The sequence below is a fragment of the Nonomuraea sp. NPDC002799 genome, from assembly GCF_053592075.1.
This window is the reverse complement of sequence record NZ_JBSFVA010000040.1, coordinates 56,338-77,295: the sequence shown is the minus strand read 5'-3', so window position 1 is coordinate 77,295 and position 20,958 is coordinate 56,338. Positions and strand designations below refer to the sequence as shown.

Below are 20,958 nucleotides of genomic sequence, written 5' to 3'. Positions count from 1 at the left end.
ATGATCGACAATGCCAGCAAGCGCATAACGGACGAGGCGACACCAACCTGGCGAGGAACGTACTAACACAAACATGGGCAAACCAAATGCCCTCTGAGAGCTACCTGGCGCAGTGGTCGGCACGCACGGGCACGACCGTCGAGACCTGGGCCTTACCCGCTACCGGCGTGTCGCCGCGCGTCACGCGTGGCGTGCTCACGGTGGTGCGCGAGGCCCTGTCCAACGCCGAGCGCCACAGCGGCGCCGGCTCCGTGTCGATCGCGGTGACCGTCGGCCAGGGCGGCCTGCGGCTGACGATCAGCGACAACGGCACCGGCTTCAACACGGTCTCTGATGGTGGGCAGGGTGGGCGTGGCATCGCGGGGATGCGCGCGGCCTTGGCCGAGCTCGGCGGTGGCCTTTCGGTCAACGGCGTGCCCGGCCAGGGGACGACGGTGAGCGGCTGGTGCGCCGTCGCCTGAGCTGTTTGCCGATCTCGCGGGGGGCCTGCTGGGCCGCGCCGGCGCGACGCCGTCCGGTGTGCCGGCCGTCGCTCTGATGGCGGGCGCCGCGGCCGTGCCCGGCCCGTGTGACGGCGGGAGTGGACAGCTCCGATCACGGCATGATCACATTGGCTCCTCTATCTCTTCCCATGCGGAGCACGTATATGATCACAGGCCGTCTGACCAGGTCCTTGGCCCTCACCGCCTTACTGTTGAGCGTGGCCGTCCCCGCCCAGGCGGGGGCGTATGACGACGCCTACGGCCCGACGCATCCGGCGCCGGTCTACAAAACGGTCACGGACCGGAGCGGTCAGCTCTCGCTCCAGACGTTCGGGCGCCCCGACGGTAAGGACATGGTCTTCCGGATCTCCGGCAGCGTGTACGCCAACATCGAAGGCAACAGCCTCGACCCGGCGTTGCGGCATGGCCAGAAACTGTTCAACATCGAGGGCTACAACATCCGGCGTCTCTACCGGGTGCCGGACACCAACCAGCTCTACCAGCTCTCCCGCGAGATCGTCTTCTACACCGACCCCGCCGACCCGACGCAGGTCGTGCACGAATGGAAGAACCCCATCGATCAGAAGACCTACCCGGTCATCCCGATCAACAATGACACGGTGAACTTCGGGCCGTTCACCATCTCCTCCGCCTACGTGGGCCCGCCGGTGCGCCGGATCCACGACGAAACGGTGTGGACCAGCGACATCCCGGTGCGCAGCGACTTCGGCACCACGCTGGGCGAGCGGTTCGGGCTGGTGGGCGGCGTGTACGCGGCGCAGGAGATGTTCGACTTCTCGGTCGACGACCGCGAGGTGGCCGCGCGGACCGGCGGGGGATCCGTGCCCGGCGGCGCCATGAAGACGAAGATCAGCTGGGCGCGTACGAGCCCGTGGGCGCCGTTCATGTGCCTGCCGGAGACCGACGTGCGCGGCCAGCTCACCTATCACGCGCGGAGCTGGTCGCTGGGCTCCTACGCTGACGTCGAGCCGTGGCTGCGTGCCGAGATCGAGGCGAACTACCCGCTGTACAAGTCCGCTCCCAGCGTGACCGGACCGAGCGAGAACTCCTGGAGCTCCTTCTACGCCAAGCAGCTCGGCGCGGGCGCCACGACCTGGGCCGGCTGGTGCGCCGCCAACGGGCGATCGTGACCGCGTTCACCGCCCTGGCTCTCCAGGTGGAGACCAGGGCGGTGAACACCGCCGCCGACCCCCGGGCGCAGTTGCGGGCCGCCATCGCGCGGATCGGCGCGCAGGTGGGCGGCAGCAAGGCGTGGCTCGGCCGGGACCTGCGGCTGGTGGTCCTGCCCGAGTACGTGCTGACCGGCTTCCCCATGGGTGAGAGCCTGGCCGAATGGCGTGACAAGGCCGCGCTGGATCCCGGCGGCCCGGAGTACGACGCGCTGGCCCGGATCGCGTCGGGGCAGGAGGTGTTCCTGTGTGTGAACGCCTACGAGCGCGATGAGCACTTCCCCGGGCTGTACTTCCAGGCGTCGGTGATCTTCTCGCCCGGCGGGGAGGTGGTGCTGCGGTATCGGCGGCTGCACTCGTTGTTCACGCCGTCGCCGTATGACGTGTGGGAGCGTTACCTGGAGATCTACGGGATGGACGGCGTCCTGCCGGTGGCCCGTACCGAGATCGGGAACCTGGCGGTGCTCGCCTCGGAGGAGGTGCTGATGCCCGAGCTGGCTCGCGCGCTGACTCTGCGCGGCGCCGAGATCCTGTGCCAGCCCACCTCGGAGGCGTCCTCGCCGCTGCTGACGCCGAAGGCCGTCGCGCGGCGGGCGCGGGCGGTGGAGAACCTGGCCTATGTCGTCTCGGCCAACAGCGGCGGGCTGGCCGGCATCCCGATTCCGGGCGACTCCACTAACGGCGGCTCCGAGCTGATCGACTACCAGGGGCGGGTGCTGGCGCAGGCGGGCGCGGGGGAGTCTCTGGTGGCGAGTGCGGAGCTGGACCTGGCGGCGTTGCGGCGGGCACGGGCGCGGCCCGGCATGGCGAACCTGCCGAGCCGGGTGAAGACCGGGTTGTGGGCGCAGGAGTACGGCCGGCACGACGGCGAGCGGCCGGACGGATTGTCGGACGGGCCGCGGGATCGGGCGTGGTTCGCGGCCCGGCAGGCGGAGACGATCGAGCGCCTGTACGGCCCCGGCCGGGAGACGAGCTAGGGGCCGGGCTCCGGGACGAGCATGGAGGCCACGTCCACCTGGGACTTCAGGTAGCCGAACTCGAACATGAGGTCCGCCACTCGCTGGATCCGCTTGGCGTTCAGCGAGGTCGGGAAGGTGCCCATGGCCATGGTCATCACCACCTGCTTGGGCGTCTGCGTGTACAGCGGAACGACTTCGGCCAGCTCGGCCCGGTCGGTCGCCGCCAGGCGCTGCGCCTTGGCGACCGCGCGCTGGAAGGCGGCGGCGGTGTTCGGGTGCTGGGCCACCCATTCTTGCGTGGCGGCCCAGCCGTCGATCGGCAGCGCGTCGGTGGGCCCGGTGTTGGTGTCGAGCAGCAGCCGGGCGCCGGCCTGCTGGGCGGCCGACAGGAACGGCTCCACCATCCAGGCCGCGTCGACCTGCTCGCTGGTGAGCGCGGCGAGCTGCGCCTGGAAGTCGATGGCGACGAACTTCACCTGCTTCGGCGTCACTTCATGGATCTTCAGGTGCGCGCTCATCGACACGGTGCCCAGGTTGTTCAGCGAGTTGACGGCGATCGTCTTGCCCTTGAGGTCCTGGGGCGTCTGGAGGGGTGAGTCCTTGCGTACGACGACGCCCGCGATGCCGGGAGCGGCCTGCAACGTATCCGAAAGGATCTTCAATGTGGCCGCGCCGCTGTCCTGAATGTTGATGAGCGAGACATAACTGCCCTTGAAGATGTCGAGGCCGCCGTTGAGGATCTTCGGCATGACCGCCTGAGGCGCCTGAATGATCTCCGTCTTGACGGTCAGCCCTTCGGCCTTGAAGAAGCCCTTGCGGTCGGCGATGAACACCACCGCCGACGAGGGTGTGGGGGTGACGCCGATGGTGAGCGTGGTCTTCTCCAAGCCGCCCGGCGGGCCGGGCGGATCGCCGGGGGCGCCGCCGCCGGAGCATCCGGCGAGTACGGCCGTGACCATGAACGCCGTGAACGCCCGAAAAGCCGAACCGGATTCCATTCAGTTTTCTCCTCGGCGAGTCAATCATCGAAGATCGCACTCGGTCAGGCGGTGATAGTACAGCAGAAACATGGGCTATTCCCATGAAATGGGATCACTCCTCCACCGGCAGATCGTCACTATTTGTCCAAAACCGTCATGCTTTTCGGCAATCGTGACTACCCGGGAGGAATCGGGCTCCATCAGCCATTCCTAAGGAAGTCAGGCTGTTTGTAAGGTTGGCCTACCTCGTTGGTATGTGCTCAAATTGCTCTTCGTCTAGGGGCCGCGTCACGTGCCTCACATGCCGGCGTGCGTTCCAGGCGAGAGGGTGGGGAGCCAGTGACGAACCAGCAGACCGCGCACCCCGTCCGCCCTCGATTAGCCCCGGTGCCCCAGCGGCCGCGGCGCCGCTTCCGCCTGCGGGACTGGCGGGTGCGCACCCGTCTGGTCGCCCTCATCGTCATTCCCACCGCGGTCGGCGTCGTGGTCGGGGCGCAGCAGGTCATCACCTCGTGGGCCGCGGCGAGCCAGTACCGGCTCGTGCTGGACAAGGCCGAGCTGAGTGAGGCGGTCATCGAGCTGACCCACCAGCTCGCGCAGGAGCGCGACCTCGCGGTGCGCTTCGTGGCCGCCGGCCGCCCGGCCGCGCGGGAGGAGCAGATGCGCGCGCAGTTCGTCCCCGTCGACGACGCGGCCGTCAAGCTGCGCGAAAAGGCGGCGGTGATCACCACCGACCACGGCGAGAACTCCTGGACCATCACCCAGCAGATGCTCAGCCGGCTGCCCGAGATCGCCGCCACCCGGGACACGGTGCTGAAGTCGCAACTGCTGGCGCTGCCCGCGATGACGAAGTACTCCCAGATCGTCAACGCCTTCCAGCAGTTCCACGACCAGGTCGGCCAGGGCGGCGACCAGGAGGCGCTGGCCAACGGCGTCCGCGCGCTGTCGGCCCTGTCCAAGGCGCACGAGGCCGCCTCCCAGCAGCGCGGCCTGCTCGCGGCGGTGGCCACCGCGGGCCGCTTCCAGAGCGGCGAGCTCGACCGGTTCATGGCCGCCCGCGCCCAGCAGGACAGCGAGGTCGCCGTGTTCAGGTCGGCGGCCACGCTCGACCAGTTGCAGACCTACGACGACACCGTCACCGGCACGCTGGTGGACCGCGCCGAGTCGATCAGGTTGCGCGCGCTCGCGCAGGCGGGGGAGTCTGGCCCGATCGACATCGATCCTGAGCGCCGCGACGACGCCGACCGCTGGTTCGAGGCCATCAGCGGCACCATCGACGGCATGTTCGCGGTCCAGCGGCGGCTCAGCGAGTCGATCAACGTGCAGAGCCGCACCCTGCAGGATGCCGCGCGCCGCGACGCCCTGCTGGCCGCCTTCTACAGCCTGCTGCTGCTCCTCGCGGTCCTGTTCGTCACCGTGATCATGGCCCAGTCGCTGGTCCGGCCGCTGCGCCGGCTGCGGACCGAGGCGCTGCACGTCGCCGGCGTCCGCCTGCCCGACACGGTGCGGGCGCTGCGTGAGACCGGCGACGAGTCCACCTTGGCCATCCCCCCGCTCGGGGTGGACTCCCGCGACGAGGTCGGCGAGGTCGCCAGGGCCTTCGACGAGGTGCACCGCGAGGCCGTCCGGCTGGCCGGGGAGGAGTCCAGGCTGCGGGCGAACGTCAACGCCATGTTCGTCAGCCTGTCCAGGCGCAGCCAGACGCTGGTGCAGCGGCAGATCAAGCTCATCGACGGCCTGGAGCGGGGGGAGCAGGACGAGCTGCGGCTGGCCAGCCTGTTCACCCTCGACCACCTGGCCACGCGCATGCGGCGCAACAACGAGAACCTGCTCGTCCTGGCCGGTCAGGAGCCGCCCCGGCGCTGGAACAAGCCCGTCGGCCTGGCCGACGTCGTCCGCGCGAGCCTGTCGGAGGTGGAGAACTACGAGCGGGTGACCGTCCAGATCGCCGAACGCGGCGCCGTGTCCGGGCAGGCGGTGAACGACATCATCCATCTGCTGGCCGAGCTGGTGGAGAACGCGTTGTCCTTCTCCCCGCACAACACGCCGGTCGGGGTCTCCGCCGGGACGATCGACGGTGGCGGCATCCTGCTGTCCATCACCGACACCGGCATCGGCATGGTGCCCGGCGAGCTGGCCGAGGCCAACGAGCGCCTGGGCAGCGCGCCCACGGTGGACGTCTCGGTCTCGCGCCGCATGGGCCTGTTCGTGGTGGCCCGGCTGGCCCACCGCCACGGCATCCAAGTGCGGCTGCGCCAGAACAGCTCCCGAGGACTGACGGCGACGGTGTTCCTGCCCGCCGCGCTGCTGCGCGCGCCGGCCCACCCGACGCCGGCGCCCCCGTTCGGCCGGGCGATGCCGGGGCCGGGCCCGCGTCCGCCGGGGGTCACCGAGTGGCCGTCCTTCGCCACCGACCCTCCGCTCGGGTCCGATCTCGCGTACGTGTCCGGGCTGCCGCTCGGGACTGATCCCGCGTACGCGTCCGATCTGCCGATCGGGTCCGATTCTCCGTACGTGCCGGATCCCGCGTACATCTCCGACCTGCCGCTCGTGACGAACGGGGACCAGCCCGTGATGTCACCGGCCTGGTCCCCGCCGCGTCTCGTCCCGCCGCGACGGGACCTCCTGCTCGACGGCCCGCCCGTCGCCGCCCCCTCGCCCGTGCCCGCCGCCGAGGAGTACCTGCCGATCTTCGCCGCGGTGCAGTCGGCGTGGTTCGACCGCGACGGGTCGGAGGGCTGGGGCTCGCCGCAGGCGGACGCGGGCTGGAGCGCCGCCGAGGCCGCCGCCGCGCCGGCCAACGACGGCGCGACCCCGTCCGGCCTGCCGAAACGGGTCCCGAAGGCGAACCTGATCCCCGGCACGGCCGCCACCGCGTCGGTGCCCAAGGGCGTCGCCCCCATCTCCCGCGTCGCGCCCGAGCAGGTCCGCGACCGCCTGACCAGCTTCCAGCAGGGTGTCCGGGCGGCCCGTGACGCCATCGGCATGCGCAACGTCCCTCCCTTCGCCCCGGGGAGCCCGAACCGCGAGGAAGGCCCATGACCCACAACAGCAACCTCGACTGGCTGATCACCGACTTCGTCCGATCGGTACCCGGCGTGGCGCACGCCGCCGTCGTCTCCTCCGACGGGCTGGCGCTGGCGACCTCCGACGGCTTCCCGCCTGATCGGGCCGACCAGCTCGCCGCCATCGCCTGCGGGCTGGCGAGCCTGACGCAGAGCGCGGCGAACCTGTTCCAGGGCGGCCGGCTCCTGCAGACCGTCGTGGAGATGCGGCACGGGCTCATGCTGAACCTGACCATCAGCGACGGCTCCTGCCTGGCCGTGCTGGCGGCGCCCGACTGCGACATGGGCCTGGTCGCGTACCAGATGACGCTCCTGGCCGAACGGGCCGGTCAGGTGCTCACTCCGGCGGTGCGCACCCGGCAGTTCAGGTGAGGGCGGATGAACGATCCGCGCTGGAGCTGTGGCCACCCGCCGCCCGACCTCTATGAGCCGGAGCAGGACTCGCCCGTGCGGCCGTACGCCGTCACCGGCGGGCGCACCGCGCCGTGCATCAAGCTGGCGATGGAGGCGCTGGTCCGCTCCATCGCGGCCCCGCCGCACGCCTTCGAGCTGATCACGCCCGAGTACGCCGCCATCAGCGACCTGTGCCGGCAGACCCGCTCGGTGGCCGAGATCGCGGCGTTGCTGCAGATCCCGCTGGGGGTGGCCAGGATCCTGATCGCGGACATGGCGACCGAGGGGCTCGTGCGGCTCTACCATCCGCGGCTGCGGGACGGTAGGCCCGATCCGGGTCTGCTGGAGCGGGTGCTCAGCGGGCTGCAACGCTTGTGACCCACCAGGTCGCCGCCGCCCTCCCGTCCACTGCCCCGGCCCTGCTCCGGTTCGGCACGCCTTCCTTCCCTTGATCCGGTCCTGGCGAGCAAGCCCAACTCCCGCCACTGTGGCGAGATCGTCGAGCTGATGGTCCATCGCGACGCGCGTGGCCGGGGTCTGTCACGCGCCCTGCCGGCCACCGCCGAGCGGGCCGCCCTCGATGCCGGCGTCGAGCTGCTGATGCTGGACCCCGATACCGGCAGCACCGCCGAGCACGTCTGTCTCACCGGTGGCTGGACCCGCTACGGCATCGTCCCCGGCTACGCCGGCGCCCTGCTCGACTGCAGCTTCTTCTGTAAGCGCCTCAGAGAGCCTGCGTGAAGCTCACCCGATCTGCGCGCGCAGTGTCTGGGTGAGCGTGTCGAGGTCGGCCAGGCGCTGGGCGGGGGCCAGGCGTGCGGCCGTGGCGACGAGCAGCAGTTCGGTGACGGCGATTTCGTGCGCGAGCGGCGCGATCGGCCCGGCCGCCTCGCGCGGCAGCGTGATCAGCACTTCCGCCTCGGCGGCCAGTGGCGACATCCAGGCGTCGGTGACGAGCACCAGGTGCGCGCCGCGCGTGCGGGCGGCCTGCGCGAACCGGGCGGTGTCCGCGGAGTAGCGGCGGAAGTCGTAGGCGACGACGACGTCGGCGGCGCTCAGATCGAGCACGGTGCGGGCGCGGGCGTGCGCGGCCTCAGGCACGCGGTGCGCGCCGGGGCGCAGGGCGGCGAGCTGGCGGATAAGGTATTCGGCGGCCAGCTCGCTCAGGGGTCCGCCCAGCGCCCACACGGTCCTGGCCCTGGCCAGGAGTGCGCCCACGGCGTCGAGCAGCGGCTCGGTCACGGCGTCCAGCGTGCCGTCCAGCCCGGCCCGCAACTCCGCGGCCGCCCTCCCCAACGCCGAACCACCCTCCTCGGCCACCCCGCCACCGGAGCTTCCCGGGGTTGGCGGCACGTCGATGGGTGCTGCCGGCGCCGCTTCCGCGACGAACTCGTGCAGTCGTGACCGGTCCCGCGCCCCGTCCCTGACGGCGGCCTGGAAGTCGGCGAACCCGTCGTATCCCAGCCGGTCGAACAGCCGCGAGGCCGTCGGCGGGCTCACCCCGGCCCGCTCGGCCAGCGCCCGCAACGACCCCAGGCCCGCGAACGGATAGTCGTCGAGCAGCACCCGCACCACGGCCCGCTCTCCGGGCGGCAACTCGGGATAAACGGCGCCGAGCCTCGCGGCCACCGGATCCTTCTCCATGCTGACAAATGTTACACCACTACGCGCTTTTTCGCCGCTAGGTAACGGATGTTACGGTTCAGGATATGACGCTCTGGAAACGAGTTGCGCCTGGCGGGGCAGCGGACGGTCGCCTACGAGATCGCGGACGTCCTGGGCGACGCCCCCGACGTGCACTGCCTGCCGGTGGGCAACGGCGGCAACATCACCGCCACCTGGGGCGGCTACCGCACCTACCGGGAAGCGGGCCGGGCGAGCACGCTGCCGCGGATGTGGGGGTTCCAGGCGGCCGGCTCGGCGCCGCTCGTGCACGGCGCGCCCGTCGCGGACCCGCGTACCGAGGCTTCCGCCATCCGCGTCGGCAACCCGGCCACCTGGGAGGGCGCCGTCGCGGCCCGCGAGGAGTCCGGCGGGCTGATCGCCGCGGTGACCGACGAGCAGATCTTCGCGGCGTACCGGCTGCTGGCCCGCCGCGACGGCGTCTTCGCCGAGCCCGCCTCGGCCGCCGGGGTGGCCGGGGCTGCTCGACCAGCACGCGCGCGGCGCGCTGGCGCCCGGCCTGCGGATCGTGATCACGCTCAGCGGGAACGGGCTGAAGGATCTGGACGCCGCTCTGCGCGACGGTTACACCTCCACCGAGACGTCCGCGGCCACCGCCGACGTGGCCCGCGCCCTGCGTCTGGCTGCCTGACCTACCTGCGAGAACTACCTAAAGTAACTGTATGGCAACGTTATGTGATTAGTCTCTCGGGCATAAATGTCGCGACAAAGCCGACGAGGCAGCCGATAGGACGATTCGCCCTCTCCGTCTGTGCCCGATCGGTCATCCCTCTTTCCCAACAGGACGCCTCCGTGCCCGCGACAAGACTGCCCCCTGCCCTCCGACGTACGGCCGCCGCCGTCCTCCTGCTCGCCGCGGCGGCGGCCTCGGCCTCGATGCCGGGCGCCCGCGCTCCCGCCACCGCCCGCCACCCCGTGACGCCGCCCGCCACCGCGTCCGTCACCTCGCCCGCCACCGCCTCCGCGACCGAGGCCGCCCCCTGCGAACGCCGGCTCCAGTCCGGCCACACCTACCGCGCCGGCCGGCACGCCTACAGGATCTTTCCACCGACGAGGCCGGCGCGTGGGAGGCCAGGATCACGAAAGCGTTCCTGACGGCACGCTGCGACCGGGACGGCCTGTAGGAGAGGTATCGATCGCTCGCAGATGATCGCCCGGAAAGTTGTGGGATCCCCCCATGCCTGACTGGCGGTGTTCTGGTGTGAGATCGACCCCATGATGGTTGAAGGGAAACGGCGCGGATTCCCGACGGGGGATCTGGCGAGGGTGGCCGTGTTCGCCGCGTTGATCGCGGTGCTCGGCCTGCCCGGCACACTGAACGTCTTCGGCAACACCGTCCCCATCACGCTGCAGACACTGGGCGTGATGCTGGCGGGCGCGATCCTCGGCACGTGGCGGGCCGCGCTGGCCGTGACCGTGCTGCTCGTGCTGGTCGCCGCCGGTCTGCCGCTGCTGGCGGGGCGGGGCGGGCTGGGAGTGTTCGCCTTGCCGTCGGCGGGGTTCCTGATCGGCTGGATCCCCGGGGCGGCGGTGACCGGCTGGCTCGTCGAACGGGCGGGCCGCACCCCGAGCCTCGGCCGCCTGGTGGTGGCGTGCCTGGTGGGCGGCATCGGGGTGATCTACCTGTTCGGCATCCCCGGGCAGATGCTCATCACCGGGTTGCCGCTGGGGACGGTGCTGGCGCTCACCGCCACCTTCCTGCCCGGCGACGTGATCAAGGCGGTGCTGGCGTCGGTCGTGGCCCGCGGGACGCAGCGCGCCTACCCGGACGCGGTGCCGGCCGTGCATCGCGAGCGGCTGCGGGCCGGCGGGGAGCGTTGATCCTTGCCGGTCGCCGAACACCTCATGCGGCACGCCGCCGAGCGCCCGGCGCGGCCGGCGGTGCGCGGTCCCGACGGCGACCTCGGCTACGGCGAGCTCGCCGCGAACGTCAACGGCGCCGCCCGCCATCTCCTCGGCCGGGGCGGCGGCCCGGGGGCGCTGGTCGCGATCGGGCTGGCGGACCCGGTCGCGCTGCTCATCGCCGTGCTGGCCGCCGACCTGGTGGGCGCCATGCCGCTGGTGGGCGATCCCGCCTGGGACCGGGAGCGGTGGGCGCGGGTCACCGGTGCGGCCGTCGTGGACGTCCACGTCGACACGCCGCTCCCGCCTGAAGCCGGTCCGGCGCTGGTCGACGTTGGCACGCCGTTCTCGTACGAGGCGGGTGCGAACGTGGTCGACGTTGGCACGCCGCTCTCGTACGAGGCCGATCCCGGTCTGGTGCGTCGGCCGTCGCCGGAGGATCGGGCGTGGGCGTGCTTCAGCTCGGGCAGTACCGGCAGGCCGCGTGCCATCGTCCGTACGCGGGCGTCGTGGACGGAGTCGTTCCGGCATCTCAGCGACCTGGCCGGGATCGGCCCGGACGACGTGGTGCTCGTGCCGGGCCCGCTGGTCTCCTCCCTGTACGCCTTCGCCGCCGTGCACGCCCTGGCCACGGGCGCGACGGCGGTCGTGCCCGGCCGCTGGCCCGAGCGGTCGCTGGCCGCCCTTCTGGACGAGGCCACCGTCGTGCACCTGGTGCCGCACCGGCTGCCCGACGTGCTGGCCCATCCGGGCACACTGCGCACGGCCGTCGTCGGGGGCGCGGCGCTGGCGCCGGGGACGCGGGCGGAGGCGGCGCGGGCCGGGGTGAGCGTGGTGTCGTACTACGGGGCGACCGAGTTGTCGTTCGTGGCGGTGGACGTCGACGGGGGTGGGCTGCGCCCTTTTCCGGGGGTGGAGATCGAGGTGCGGGAGGGCGCCGCGGCCGAGGGCGGGCAGGCGCTGGGCGAGGTGTGGGTACGGTCGCCGTGGGTGGCCGACGGCTATCTGGGTGAGGTGGCGGGGCCGTTGCGACGCGACCATGGCGGCTGGGTGAGCGTGGGCGACCTGGCGGAGGCGTACCGGCCAGGGGAGGTGTTGCGGGTGCGCGGGCGAGGTGACGGCGCGATCCAGACCGGCGGCGCGACCGTCGTGCCCGAGGACGTCGAGGAGGTGCTGCGGAGGGTTCCAGGGGTGGGGGACATCGTGGTGGTCGGCTCGCCGCACCCGTACCTGGGCTCCGTGGTCACGGCCATCGTGGAGACGGGCAGCGCCACGCCGCCGCGCGCGCTGCTGGAGGCGGTGGCCAGGAGCGGGCTGGACGTGGCGCAGCGGCCACGCCGCTGGTACGCGGTGCCGAGCCTGCCGCGCACCCAGACCGGCAAACCCGCGCGCGCCTTGGTGGCGGCCCGCCTGGCCGGCGGCGACCCGGACATCCGGCGGCTGGCCTGACATGCGCGACGAACCTCTCACCGCAGGGTCCGGCGGACGGGACGCGCCTGTGATCGTGGCGGCGCGGCGGACGCCGATCGGCACGGCCGGGCACGCGTTCAAGGAGCTGACCGTGGAGCTGCTGGCCGCCCCGGTGATCGCGGCCGTGGCCCGTGACACCGGCGGGCGGCCGGTGGACGACGTGGTGCTGGGCAACTGCATGGGGCCCGGCGGCAACGTGGCCAGGGTGTCGGCGCTGGCGGCGGGGCTGGGGCACGGCGTGCCGGGGGTCACGGTGGACCGGCAGTGCGGCAGCGGTCTGGCCGCGATCCTGGTGGCCGCGCAGGCGGTACGCGCCGGCGACATGGACCTCGTGATCGCCGGCGGCGCCGAGAGCGCCTCGACCGCGCCGCTGCGTACGCGCCGGGGGGCGGCGCAGCCGTACGATCGGGCGCCCTTCACGCCGGGCGGCCATCCCGACCCGGACATGGGACCGGCCGCCGAGGCGCTGGCGGCGGCGCGCGGCGTCAGCCGGGAGCGTCAGGACGCCTACGCCTGCCGCAGCCACGCCCGCGCGCTGGCCGCCCGCGAGGCCGGCCGTTTCGAGCAGGAGATCGTCCCGATCGGCGGGCGCTTCGCCGACCAGCGTCCGCGCCCGCTGCGGCCGGCGTCACTGGCCCGGCTGCCTGCGGCGTTCGTGGCGGACGGTACAGTGACGGCCGGTAATTCCTCTCCCATCAGCGACGGCGCGGCGGCGGTGGCCATCGTGCCCGAGCGGCTGCGGGCGGGGCTGCCGGGGATGCGGCTGGTGGCCGGGGCGGTCGTCGGGTGCGATCCGGAGTTGCCCGGGTGGGGTCCGGTGCCGGCCGTGCGGCGGGTGCTGGCGCGAGCGGGGGTGGACGTGGAGCGGGTGGCGGCGGTGGAGATCGTGGAGGCGTTCGCGGCGCAGGTGCTGGCGGCGACGGACGCTCTCGGGCTCGATCCCGGCGAGCGGGTGTGCGTGGACGGCGGCGCGCTCGCGCTCGGCCATCCGTGGGGGGCCACCGGCGCGGTCGTGGTGACCAGGCTGTTCAGCAGGCTCGTCCGCGCGGGCTCCCCGCCGGGGACGCTGGGCCTGGCGGCGGCCGCGGTCGGCGGCGGCCTGGGCGTGGCCGCCCTGTTCGAGGTGGTGTGAGGTGATCGAGTTCGGCGACGTGCGCGTGCGCCTGGGCGGGCGTGAGGTGTTGTGCGGCATCACCGCCGCCCTGCCCGAACGGCGCGTCGGCGTGGTCGGGGCCAACGGCTCGGGCAAGAGCACGCTGGCCCGTCTGATCAACGGCCTGGCGATGCCGACGTCCGGCGACGTCACCGTGCTGGGCCTGGACACCCGCCGCAACGGCGCCAGGATCAGGCGTGATGTCGGGTTCCTGTTCACCGATCCGGACGCGCAGATCGTGATGCCGACGGTGGCCGAGGACGTGGCCTTCTCGCTGCGCCGCAAGGGGCTGACGCGCGCGGAGGTCGAGCGGCGCGTGCACGAGGTGCTGAGCAGGTACGGCCTGGCCGGGCACGCCGACCATCCCGCCCACCACCTGTCGGGCGGCCAGAAGCAGTTGCTCGCCCTGTGCTCGGTGATGGTGCTGGAGCCGCGGATCCTGGTGATGGACGAGCCGACCACCCTGCTGGACCTGCGTCATTCCCGTCAGGTGGCCGGCCTGCTGCGGGAGATGCCGCAGCAGGTGCTGGTGGTCACCCACGACCTGCCGCTGCTGGCGGGCTTCGACCGGGTGCTGGTGCTCGACCAGGGCCGGATCGTCGCCGACGGCGCACCCGAGGACGCCATCGGCCATTACCGGAAGCTGATGGCGTGAACGACCTCACCGGCGCCTACGTCCCCGGCTCCTCGCCGCTGCACCGGCTGCCCGCGGGCGCCAAGCTGGGCGCTCTGGCGCTGGCGTGCACGACGCTGATGCTGCTGCGCTCGCCCCTGGCGCTGGCCGGGGCGGCGGCGGTCGTGGTGCTGCTGTACGCGCTGTCGCGGGCGGGGGTGGCGGCGGCCTGGGCGCAGGTCCGGCCGGTCCGCTGGTTCGCGGTGGTGTTGTTCGCGATGCAGTGGGCGTTCGTGAGCCTGGACGGGGCGGTGACCACGACGCTGCGCGTGGTGCTGGCGGTGGCGCTGGCCGGCCTGGTCACGCTCACCACCCGCACGTCGGCCATGATGGCCGCGCTGGAACGTTGCCTGGCCCCGGCGCGGTTCGCCGGTCTGGACCCGTTCCGGCTGTCGTTGCTGCTGTCGCTGACCATCCGCAGCGTGCCGGTGGTGGCCGGGCTGGCCGTGCGCGTGCGGGAGGCCCAGCGGGCCAGGGGGGTCGAGCGCAGCCTGCGCGCGTTCGCGGTGCCCCTGGTGGTGAGCTCGCTGCGGCACGCCGACGCGCTGGGCGAGGCGCTCAGCGCCCGCGGTCTCGACGACTGAGCTCCCACCTATGCCAGGTTTGACTTATATAAGCACCACCTGAAATACTCGGGCCGTGCACGCATTCGACGTCCTCGGCGATCCGGTGCGACGCCGGATCCTGGAACTGCTGGCAGGCGGCGAGCAGAGCTCCGGCGAGGTCACCACCGTCATCCAGGCGGAGTTCGGGATCTCCCAGCCCGCCGTCTCCCAGCATTTGCGGGTGCTGCGCGACCACGGGTTCGCCAGCGTCCGCGCCCAGGGGACCCGCCGCCTCTACGCCGTGCAGGCGGCGCCGCTGCAGGAGGTCGACCTCTGGCTGGAGCGTTTCCGTGGTTTCTGGTCCCAGCGCCTTGACGCCCTGGGGACGGAGCTGGCCAGGGGCAAGCGCGAGCGTCGCAAGCAAGACGACACCTGACCCTTCACCACTTCGGAGGACATCTCATGGACATCGTCGACGAGGTTTCCCGCGCTCACCGCGAGCTCATCAACGGCGAGCGCAAAGTCGTGACACTGCGGCGCCACTACGACGCCGAGATCGAGGACGTGTGGGAAGCCTGCACCGACCCTGAGCGCCTCAAGCGCTGGTTTCTGCCGGTGAGCGGGGACTTCCGCGTCGGGGGCGGCTACCAGCTCGAAGGCAACGCCGGGGGCGAGATCCTGCGCTGCGAGCGGCCCACCCTGCTCAAGGTCACCTGGCTGTTCGGCGAGGCCCCCGGCTTCTCGGAGGTGGAGCTCCGCCTGTCGGCCGTCGACGGCGGCACCGGCTTCGAGCTGCGGCACACCGCCGAGGTGCCGCCCGAGATGTGGTCGCAGTTCGGCCCCGGCGCGACCGGCATCGGCTGGGACCTGGCACTGCTGGGCCTGGCCCTGCACCTGTCGGGCGGCGAGCGGCCCGACGAGGCCACCTTCCACCTGACCGGCGAGGGCCGGCGCTTCATCACCGAGAGCAGCCGGTCCTGGGGCCAGGCGCACGAGGCCGCGGGCGGCCAGCCGGACGTGGTCGCCGCCTCCGTCGCCGCCACCACCGCGTTCTACGCCCCCGACGAGGAGCCCAGCGCATGAGCCAGAAGATCCACACGTTTCTCATGTTCCAGAACGAGGACGCCGAGGAGGCGATGAACTTCTACGTGTCCCTGTTCGAGGACGCCAAGGTCGTCGACGTCACGCGCTACGGCCCCGGGGAGCCCGGCAAGGAGGGGACGGTCAAGCACGCCCTGTTCACCCTGGCGGGCCAGGAGTACATGTGCATCGACAGTGCCGTCCAGCACGGCTTCACCTTCACGCCGTCGGTCTCGCTCTGGGTGGGATGCGACAGCGAGGAGGAGCTCGCCCGCTTGTACGCGGCGCTGCTGGAGGGCGGCCAGCCGCTGATGCCGCTGGGCGACTATGGGTTCAGCACGAAGTTCGGCTGGGTCAACGACCGGTTCGGCGTTTCCTGGCAGCTCAACCTGCCTTGAGGTCTCAGCCCGGTTCGCCTGGTATGAGGTAGGGTGAGTGAGCACTTACTGACTCGTCCAGGGAGGGTGTGCCATGAGGCTCGCGGTCTTCGGAGCGACCGGCGGCATCGGGCTGGAGCTGCTGCGGCAGGGGCTCGATCGGGGTCATGAGGTGACCGCCGTCGTACGGGACGCCTCCCGGCTGCCCACGGGCCTGCGCGAGCGCTTGGACGTCGTCGAGGCCGACGTGATGATCGCGGGCGCGATCGCGCCCGCGATCAAGGGCAGGGACGCCGTGCTCAGCGCCATCGGCCCGCGCGGGCGGGGCCCGACGACCGTGCACTCGGCCAGCATGGCCGCCATTCTGGCGGCCATGCGCGGTGCCCGGGTGCGGCGCGTGCTGATGGTGAGCGCGAGCGGGCTGGTGGCCGACGCCGGCGACGGCCCGTTCACGCGGTACGTGCTCAAGCCGCTCCTCGTGCAACGGGCGTTCCGGCACTCCTACGCCGACCTGGCCGAGGCGGAGCGGCTCTTGCGGGCGGCTCCCGCCGGTGAGGCGGACCGGACGGCGGACTGGACGGCGGACTGGACGATCGTGCGGCCGTCGCGGCTGACGGACGCGGGGCTCACCGGCCGTTACCGCACCGTCAGGGACCTCAACGTGCGGGGCGGCATGAGCACGACGCGGGCCGACGTCGCCGACTGCATGCTGGAGCTGGCCGGCGATCCCACGTCGGTGGGCCACGTCGTCTCGGTGGCCTCCTGAGGATCAGCCGGTCTTCGCTGGTCTTCGGTGGGTCAGGGTCTTCGCTGGTCTCCGGTCGTCTTCGCTGATCTTTGTGGCTCCGGTGGTCTCCTCGGGCCCGGCGGCGATCAGCCGGCGAGTGCTGAGGGGTCGCGTTCTGGTGGGCCGGCGGGCCACCAGTGGCCGTCGCGGCGGGTGAAGGGGTACCAGCGGCCGTCGCGGCCGTAGCGGAGCTGGAGCGCGCCGAGGGTCCAGCGGTTGCGCCATGCCGCCACCTGGGGTGGCCGCTCGCCGTCCCAGCCCGCCTCCAGCAGCGCCTGGGCTCTGGCCAGGTCCTGGCGGGGTGGCGTCCAGGGGGTTTCGAGGGCGTCGAGGCCATCGGCGCCGCCGTACCGCCAGGCGAGGACGGCGGCGTCGAGCCCGAGGGGCAGGTCGTGGTCGGCGGCCAGGCGGATGCGGTCCTGGTGTTCGGTGAGATCCGGGAGACGGCCGCGCAGGAGCAGGTCGCGGGCGCGTGAGGCGGCGGAGACGACGAGCACGCGCAGGGCGGCCACGTCGGGGGCGGGGTCGGGGCCGACACCCGCGCCGACACCTGGGCCGACACCTGGGCCGGCGTCTGGGCTGACGCCCGGGTCGGCGCCCGGGCCGGTGGGTGGGCCGAGGTCGGGCGGGGCGAAGGCGGTGGAGAGGGTGTCGAGCGGCGGCGGCTCGGGCAGGGGCGGCACCCCCGCCGCGAACGCCTCGGCCGCCGCCACCCCACCGGCACCGGCACCTCCCGGACCGGTCCCGTCCCGGCTGGCGCCTCCCGGGCTGGTGGCGTCCCGGCTGGTGTCATCCGTGCTGGTGCTGCTCGTGTTCGTGGTGCCCGGCCGGGGTGTGCCGTCTTTCAGGGCGGCGGTGGCCGGGGCCTCGCGCCGCTGGAGGGCGTCGATCAGCTCCTGTTCGCCGCGCCCGCGCATCAGCAGCAACACGAACGGGTCGGCGTCCAGCAGCCACGACGCCTGGTAGCACAGGGCGGCGGCGTGCTCGCAGGGGTGGCCCCAGTCGGGGCAGGGGCATTCGGGTTCGAGGTCGCCGACGGCCGGCAGCAGCGGCACGGCGACGTCCTCGGCGGCGGCGACGAGGTCGTGGGGCATGTCGCGGTCGAGTAACGCGGCGATGTGCCCGGCCTTGGCGGCGACCTGGTCCAGGAAGCGCTGCCAGGCGGCGTCGGTGAGCTGCTCGACGCGGACGACGGTGTCGTACTCGCTCTCGGTGACGGCGGCGATGCGGCCGGGGCTGACGGTGATGGGGCCGACCTGCCCGGTCTTGGCGTACGCGCGGCCTTTGCGGAGCAGGCCGTGGTCCAGGGAGGTGTCCTCCATGGCCTTGACCCAGGCGCGTCCCCACCAGGAGGTGGCGAAGCGGGCGCCGGCGCGTTGCGGCGGGAAGGCGGGGAATCCGCGGGCGTCGTTCATCGGGGCCTTCCCGGTCATCGCAGCTCCACGAGGGCGGCGAGTTCGGCGTCGGTCAGCTCGGTCAGGGCGGCCTCGCCGGAGGCGAGCACGGCGTCGGCGAGTGAGCGTTTGGCGGCCAGCATCGCGGCGATGCGGTCCTCGATCGTGCCTTCGGTGATCAGGCGGTGCACCTGGACGGGCCGGGTCTGGCCGATGCGGTAGGCGCGGTCGGTGGCCTGGTCCTCCACGGCGGGGTTCCACCAGCGGTCGTAGTGGATGACGTGGTCGGCGCGGGTGAGGTTCAGGCCGGTGCCGGCGGCTTTGAGCGACAGCAGGAACACCGGCGCCTGCCCGTCCTGGAAGCGCTGGACCATCTCCTCGCGGCGGGCGACCGGGGTGCCGCCGTGCAGGAGCTGGGTACTGACGCCCTTGGCCTTCAGGTGCTGTTCCAGGAGGCGGGCCATGACGACGTACTGGGTGAAGACCAGCACCGCGCCGTCCTCGGCGACGATGGTGTCGACGAGCTCGTCGAGCAGTTCCAGCTTGCCGGAGCGGCCGGGCAGGCGCGGGGCGCTCTCGTGCAGGTACTGGGCGGGGTGGTTGCAGATCTGCTTGAGCCCGGTGAGGAGCTTGACGATGAGGCCGCGTCTGGCCATGCCCTGCGCGCCGGCGATCTGGGTCATGATCTCGCGGACGACGGCCTCGTACAGGGCGGCCTGCTCGGTGGTGAGCGCGACCGGGCGGTCGGTCTCGGTCTTGGGCGGCAGTTCGGGCGCGATGCCGGGGTCGCTCTTGCGGCGGCGCAGCAGGAACGGCCCCACCAGCTTCGACAACTTCCCGGCGGTCTCGGCGTCGCCGGATTCGACAGGTCTGGCCCATCGTGCCCGGAACCGGGCCAGCGGGCCGAGCAGCCCGGGCGTGGCCCAGTCGAGGATGGCCCACAGCTCTGACAGGTTGTTCTCCACGGGGGTGCCGGTCAGTGCCACGCGGGCGGCGGCGGGGATCTCGCGCAGCGCCTTGGCGGTGCCGGAGGCGGGATTCTTGACGTGCTGGGCCTCGTCGGCCACGAGCAGGCCCCACGGGTGGGCGGCGAGCAGGGCCGCGTCCAGCCGCATGGTGCCGTACGTGGTGAGCACGAACCCGTCCTCGGTCAGGGCGCGGGCGGCGCCGTGGTAGCGGCGTACGGGGACGCCGGGCGCGAATCTGGTGATCTCGCGTTCCCAGTTGCCCAGCAGGGAGGCCGGGCACACCACGAGCGTCGGCCCGCCGGCGCCGGCGCGGTGCAGGTGCAGGGCGATCAGCGTGATCGTCTTGCCGAGTCCCATGTCGTCGGCCAGGCAGGCGCCGAGTCCGAGCGAGGTGAGCTGGGCCAGCCAGCGCAGTCCGGCGAGCTGGTAGTCGCGCAGGGTGGCGGCGAGCGCGGCGGGCGGGCCCGCGTCGGCGGGTTCGGACAGGCGTTCGCGCAGGTCGCGCAGCCAGGCGGTGGGTTCGGCTGCTACCTGCTCACCGTCGACCTCGACGGCGCCGGTGAGGGCGGCGCCGAGGGCTTCGAGGCCGGTGAGGGGTTTGAGGTCGCGCTGGCGGGCTTTGCGGGCGAGGTCGGGGTCGATGAGGACCCATTGGTCGCGTAGCCGTACGACGGGGCGGTGGGCTTCGGCCAGCCGGTCCATCTCGGCGGCGGTCAGGCGTTCGCCGCCGAGGGCGAGCTGCCAGTCGAAGCTGGTCAGGTGGCTGCCGCCGAGGAAGGACGGCAGGTCGGACGGCGGGTTGTCGCGCTCGCCGATGACGGCGCGGGCGGTGAGGCCGTGGACGAGCGCCTTGGGCCAGTGGACTTCGACGCCGGAGGCGGCCAGGCGGCCGGCGGCCGCGGTGAGAAGGTCTTCGACGTCGCCGTCGGTGAGGGTGAGCTCGTCGGGGACGGCGTTGTCGAGCAGGCGTTCCAGGCGGGGCCAGGTGTGGGCGGCGCGGCGGATGGCGAGGGTGGCCTCGATCCTGGCTCGCGGGCCGAGGCCGGGGTCGTGTCCCTGCCACAGGTCGGCGGCGTCGACGACGAGGGAGGGGTCGGCCAGGCTGTGGAGCTGGACGACGGCGCGGAAGTCGGCGGCGGCCAGGTCGTCGGCCTCGATGCGCAGGGACAGCCGCACGCCGGAGTCGAGCCCGGCCGACACCTCCTCGGCCCAGTGGCGCAGGTGGGGGACCTTGACCGGCCGGGTGGCGGCGTAGGCGGTGGTTCCGGTGGCGCGGACGGCGCCCGGGGAGCGGGGCATGGTGTCGGCGACGGCGTCGAGGAAGGCCCGTACGAGGGGTTCGGCGTCGGGCAGCCGCACCTGCCCGCCGTCGTGCCCGCCGTCGTGCCCGCCGTCGTGCCCGCCGTCGTGCCCGCCGTCGTGCCCGCCGTCCGGGGCGCCGGAAGGGGCGCCGGAAGAGGCGTCGGACGGGCCGCCGGACGGGGCCGGGAGCGGGATGGCGCGGGCGCCGGCGGGCATGGCGTCGGCGAGGTCGCGGATGCGCTGGACGTCGGCGGCGTCCAGCGGCCCGGCCCGCCACGCGTCGTGGCCGCCGGCCGACACGCCGGGCAGGATGCGTCCCCGGGTGACGAGCTGGAGCGCGACCAGCGCCACGGCTCCCCAGAAGCGGGCGGCGGGGTGGGCCTGGGGGTCGGTGCGCGCCCTGGCCAGCGCCGCGACGGCCTCGCCGACGGGGATGAGCACGGCCGGCGCCTCGCGGACGCGTACCGTGACCCCGTCCTGTTCGGCCACGGTCACGGTGGCGGGGCCGCCGGGGTCGAGGAAGGCCATGTGCCCCGATCTGGGCGGGTCGCCGGGCTGGAAGAGTGCCGCGTGCCGTGCCGGTTCCGTCATGAGGCTCACGGCCGTACAGTGTAC

The 20,958-nt window shown here is 72.8% G+C and carries 21 protein-coding genes; 17 read left to right on the top strand and 4 right to left on the bottom strand.

The window, feature by feature from the left end:
- The first annotated feature begins 86 nt into the window (after positions 1-86).
- The 3 genes from ACWD0F_RS43460 to ACWD0F_RS43450 all read left to right on the top strand — a co-directional run bounded on the left by ACWD0F_RS43460 (position 87) and on the right by ACWD0F_RS43450 (position 2,649).
- Positions 87-461 carry a sensor histidine kinase gene (locus tag ACWD0F_RS43460; RefSeq protein ID WP_449887669.1) on the top strand — a complete coding sequence of 125 codons (375 nt, stop codon included), beginning with the start codon at positions 87-89 and terminating at the stop codon, positions 459-461.
- Positions 462-646: 185 nt separating this feature from the next.
- A complete protein-coding gene (locus ACWD0F_RS43455) occupies positions 647-1,633 on the top strand; it encodes a DUF1838 family protein (RefSeq protein ID WP_449887667.1) in 987 nt (328 codons plus the stop codon).
- Positions 1,630-2,649, top strand: a complete 1,020-nt coding sequence (locus ACWD0F_RS43450) for a nitrilase-related carbon-nitrogen hydrolase (protein ID WP_449887665.1) — start codon at positions 1,630-1,632, stop codon at positions 2,647-2,649. Before ACWD0F_RS43455 ends, ACWD0F_RS43450 begins: the two co-directional genes overlap by 4 nt.
- On the opposite strand, the gene ACWD0F_RS43445 is transcribed toward ACWD0F_RS43450, so the two are convergent.
- Positions 2,646-3,629 carry an ABC transporter substrate-binding protein gene (locus tag ACWD0F_RS43445; protein ID WP_449887663.1) on the bottom strand — a complete coding sequence of 328 codons (984 nt, stop codon included), beginning with the start codon at positions 3,627-3,629 and terminating at the stop codon, positions 2,646-2,648. The genes ACWD0F_RS43450 and ACWD0F_RS43445 overlap by 4 nt on opposite strands.
- A 321-nt stretch (positions 3,630-3,950) precedes the next feature.
- On the opposite strand from ACWD0F_RS43445, the gene ACWD0F_RS43440 reads away from it, so the two are divergent.
- From ACWD0F_RS43440 to ACWD0F_RS43425, 4 genes are read left to right on the top strand one after another with little or no spacing between them, the layout of a single operon-like run.
- A complete protein-coding gene (locus ACWD0F_RS43440) occupies positions 3,951-6,653 on the top strand; it encodes a sensor histidine kinase (protein ID WP_449887661.1) in 2,703 nt (900 codons plus the stop codon).
- Positions 6,650-7,048, top strand: coding sequence for a roadblock/LC7 domain-containing protein (locus ACWD0F_RS43435; protein ID WP_449887659.1), 399 nt, complete (start codon positions 6,650-6,652; stop codon positions 7,046-7,048). The genes ACWD0F_RS43440 and ACWD0F_RS43435 overlap by 4 nt, the downstream gene beginning before the upstream one ends.
- Positions 7,049-7,054: 6 nt before the next feature.
- Entirely contained in the window at positions 7,055-7,447 is a 393-nt protein-coding gene (locus ACWD0F_RS43430) for a DUF742 domain-containing protein (RefSeq protein ID WP_449887657.1), read from the top strand.
- Positions 7,448-7,477: 30 nt separating this feature from the next.
- Positions 7,478-7,810, top strand: coding sequence for a GNAT family N-acetyltransferase (locus ACWD0F_RS43425; protein ID WP_449887675.1), 333 nt, complete (start codon positions 7,478-7,480; stop codon positions 7,808-7,810).
- Positions 7,811-7,813: 3 nt separating this feature from the next.
- On the opposite strand, the gene ACWD0F_RS43420 is transcribed toward ACWD0F_RS43425, so the two are convergent.
- Entirely contained in the window at positions 7,814-8,713 is a 900-nt protein-coding gene (locus ACWD0F_RS43420; protein WP_449887655.1) for a MurR/RpiR family transcriptional regulator, read from the bottom strand.
- A gap of 84 nt (positions 8,714-8,797) precedes the next feature.
- Here ACWD0F_RS43420 and ACWD0F_RS43415 point away from each other — a divergent pair, with 84 nt between their 5' ends.
- The 10 genes from ACWD0F_RS43415 to ACWD0F_RS43370 all read left to right on the top strand — a co-directional run bounded on the left by ACWD0F_RS43415 (position 8,798) and on the right by ACWD0F_RS43370 (position 16,658).
- The gene (locus ACWD0F_RS43415; protein WP_449887653.1) at positions 8,798-9,847 is read left to right on the top strand and encodes a pyridoxal-phosphate dependent enzyme; all 1,050 of its coding nucleotides are present in this window, start codon (positions 8,798-8,800) and stop codon (positions 9,845-9,847) included.
- Positions 9,848-9,967: 120 nt separating this feature from the next.
- Positions 9,968-10,573, top strand: coding sequence for a biotin transporter BioY (locus ACWD0F_RS43410; RefSeq protein ID WP_449887651.1), 606 nt, complete (start codon positions 9,968-9,970; stop codon positions 10,571-10,573).
- 3 nt (positions 10,574-10,576) lie between these two features.
- Positions 10,577-12,043, top strand: a complete 1,467-nt coding sequence (locus ACWD0F_RS43405) for a class I adenylate-forming enzyme family protein (RefSeq protein WP_449887649.1) — start codon at positions 10,577-10,579, stop codon at positions 12,041-12,043.
- 1 nt (position 12,044) lies between these two features.
- Positions 12,045-13,196 (top strand): thiolase family protein, encoded by a 1,152-nt coding sequence (locus tag ACWD0F_RS43400; RefSeq protein WP_449887647.1) that lies wholly within the window; start codon positions 12,045-12,047, stop codon positions 13,194-13,196.
- A 1-nt stretch (position 13,197) separates the two neighbouring features.
- Positions 13,198-13,872 carry an energy-coupling factor ABC transporter ATP-binding protein gene (locus tag ACWD0F_RS43395; protein ID WP_449887645.1) on the top strand — a complete coding sequence of 225 codons (675 nt, stop codon included), beginning with the start codon at positions 13,198-13,200 and terminating at the stop codon, positions 13,870-13,872.
- Positions 13,869-14,474, top strand: coding sequence for an energy-coupling factor transporter transmembrane component T family protein (locus ACWD0F_RS43390; protein WP_449887643.1), 606 nt, complete (start codon positions 13,869-13,871; stop codon positions 14,472-14,474). The genes ACWD0F_RS43395 and ACWD0F_RS43390 overlap by 4 nt, the downstream gene beginning before the upstream one ends.
- A gap of 55 nt (positions 14,475-14,529) precedes the next feature.
- Positions 14,530-14,871: an ArsR/SmtB family transcription factor gene (locus tag ACWD0F_RS43385; RefSeq protein WP_449887641.1), complete on the top strand. Its 342-nt coding sequence runs from the start codon at positions 14,530-14,532 to the stop codon at positions 14,869-14,871.
- A 26-nt stretch (positions 14,872-14,897) separates the two neighbouring features.
- Positions 14,898-15,518 (top strand): SRPBCC family protein, encoded by a 621-nt coding sequence (locus tag ACWD0F_RS43380; protein ID WP_449887639.1) that lies wholly within the window; start codon positions 14,898-14,900, stop codon positions 15,516-15,518.
- Complete coding sequence (locus ACWD0F_RS43375) at positions 15,515-15,913, top strand: VOC family protein (RefSeq protein ID WP_449887637.1); 399 nt, start codon at positions 15,515-15,517, stop codon at positions 15,911-15,913. The genes ACWD0F_RS43380 and ACWD0F_RS43375 overlap by 4 nt, the downstream gene beginning before the upstream one ends.
- Before the next feature lie 73 nt (positions 15,914-15,986).
- Positions 15,987-16,658 carry an NAD(P)-dependent oxidoreductase gene (locus ACWD0F_RS43370; RefSeq protein ID WP_449887635.1) on the top strand — a complete coding sequence of 224 codons (672 nt, stop codon included), beginning with the start codon at positions 15,987-15,989 and terminating at the stop codon, positions 16,656-16,658.
- A 107-nt stretch (positions 16,659-16,765) separates the two neighbouring features.
- Here the strand turns inward: ACWD0F_RS43370 and ACWD0F_RS43365 are convergent, their stop codons facing one another.
- Both ACWD0F_RS43365 and ACWD0F_RS43360 read right to left on the bottom strand, forming a co-directional pair.
- The gene (locus ACWD0F_RS43365) at positions 16,766-18,112 is read right to left on the bottom strand and encodes an SWIM zinc finger family protein (protein ID WP_449887633.1); all 1,347 of its coding nucleotides are present in this window, start codon (positions 18,110-18,112) and stop codon (positions 16,766-16,768) included.
- The gene (locus tag ACWD0F_RS43360; RefSeq protein ID WP_449887673.1) at positions 18,109-20,934 is read right to left on the bottom strand and encodes a DEAD/DEAH box helicase; all 2,826 of its coding nucleotides are present in this window, start codon (positions 20,932-20,934) and stop codon (positions 18,109-18,111) included. The genes ACWD0F_RS43365 and ACWD0F_RS43360 overlap by 4 nt, the downstream gene beginning before the upstream one ends.
- Between the last annotated feature and the right edge of the window lie 24 nt (positions 20,935-20,958).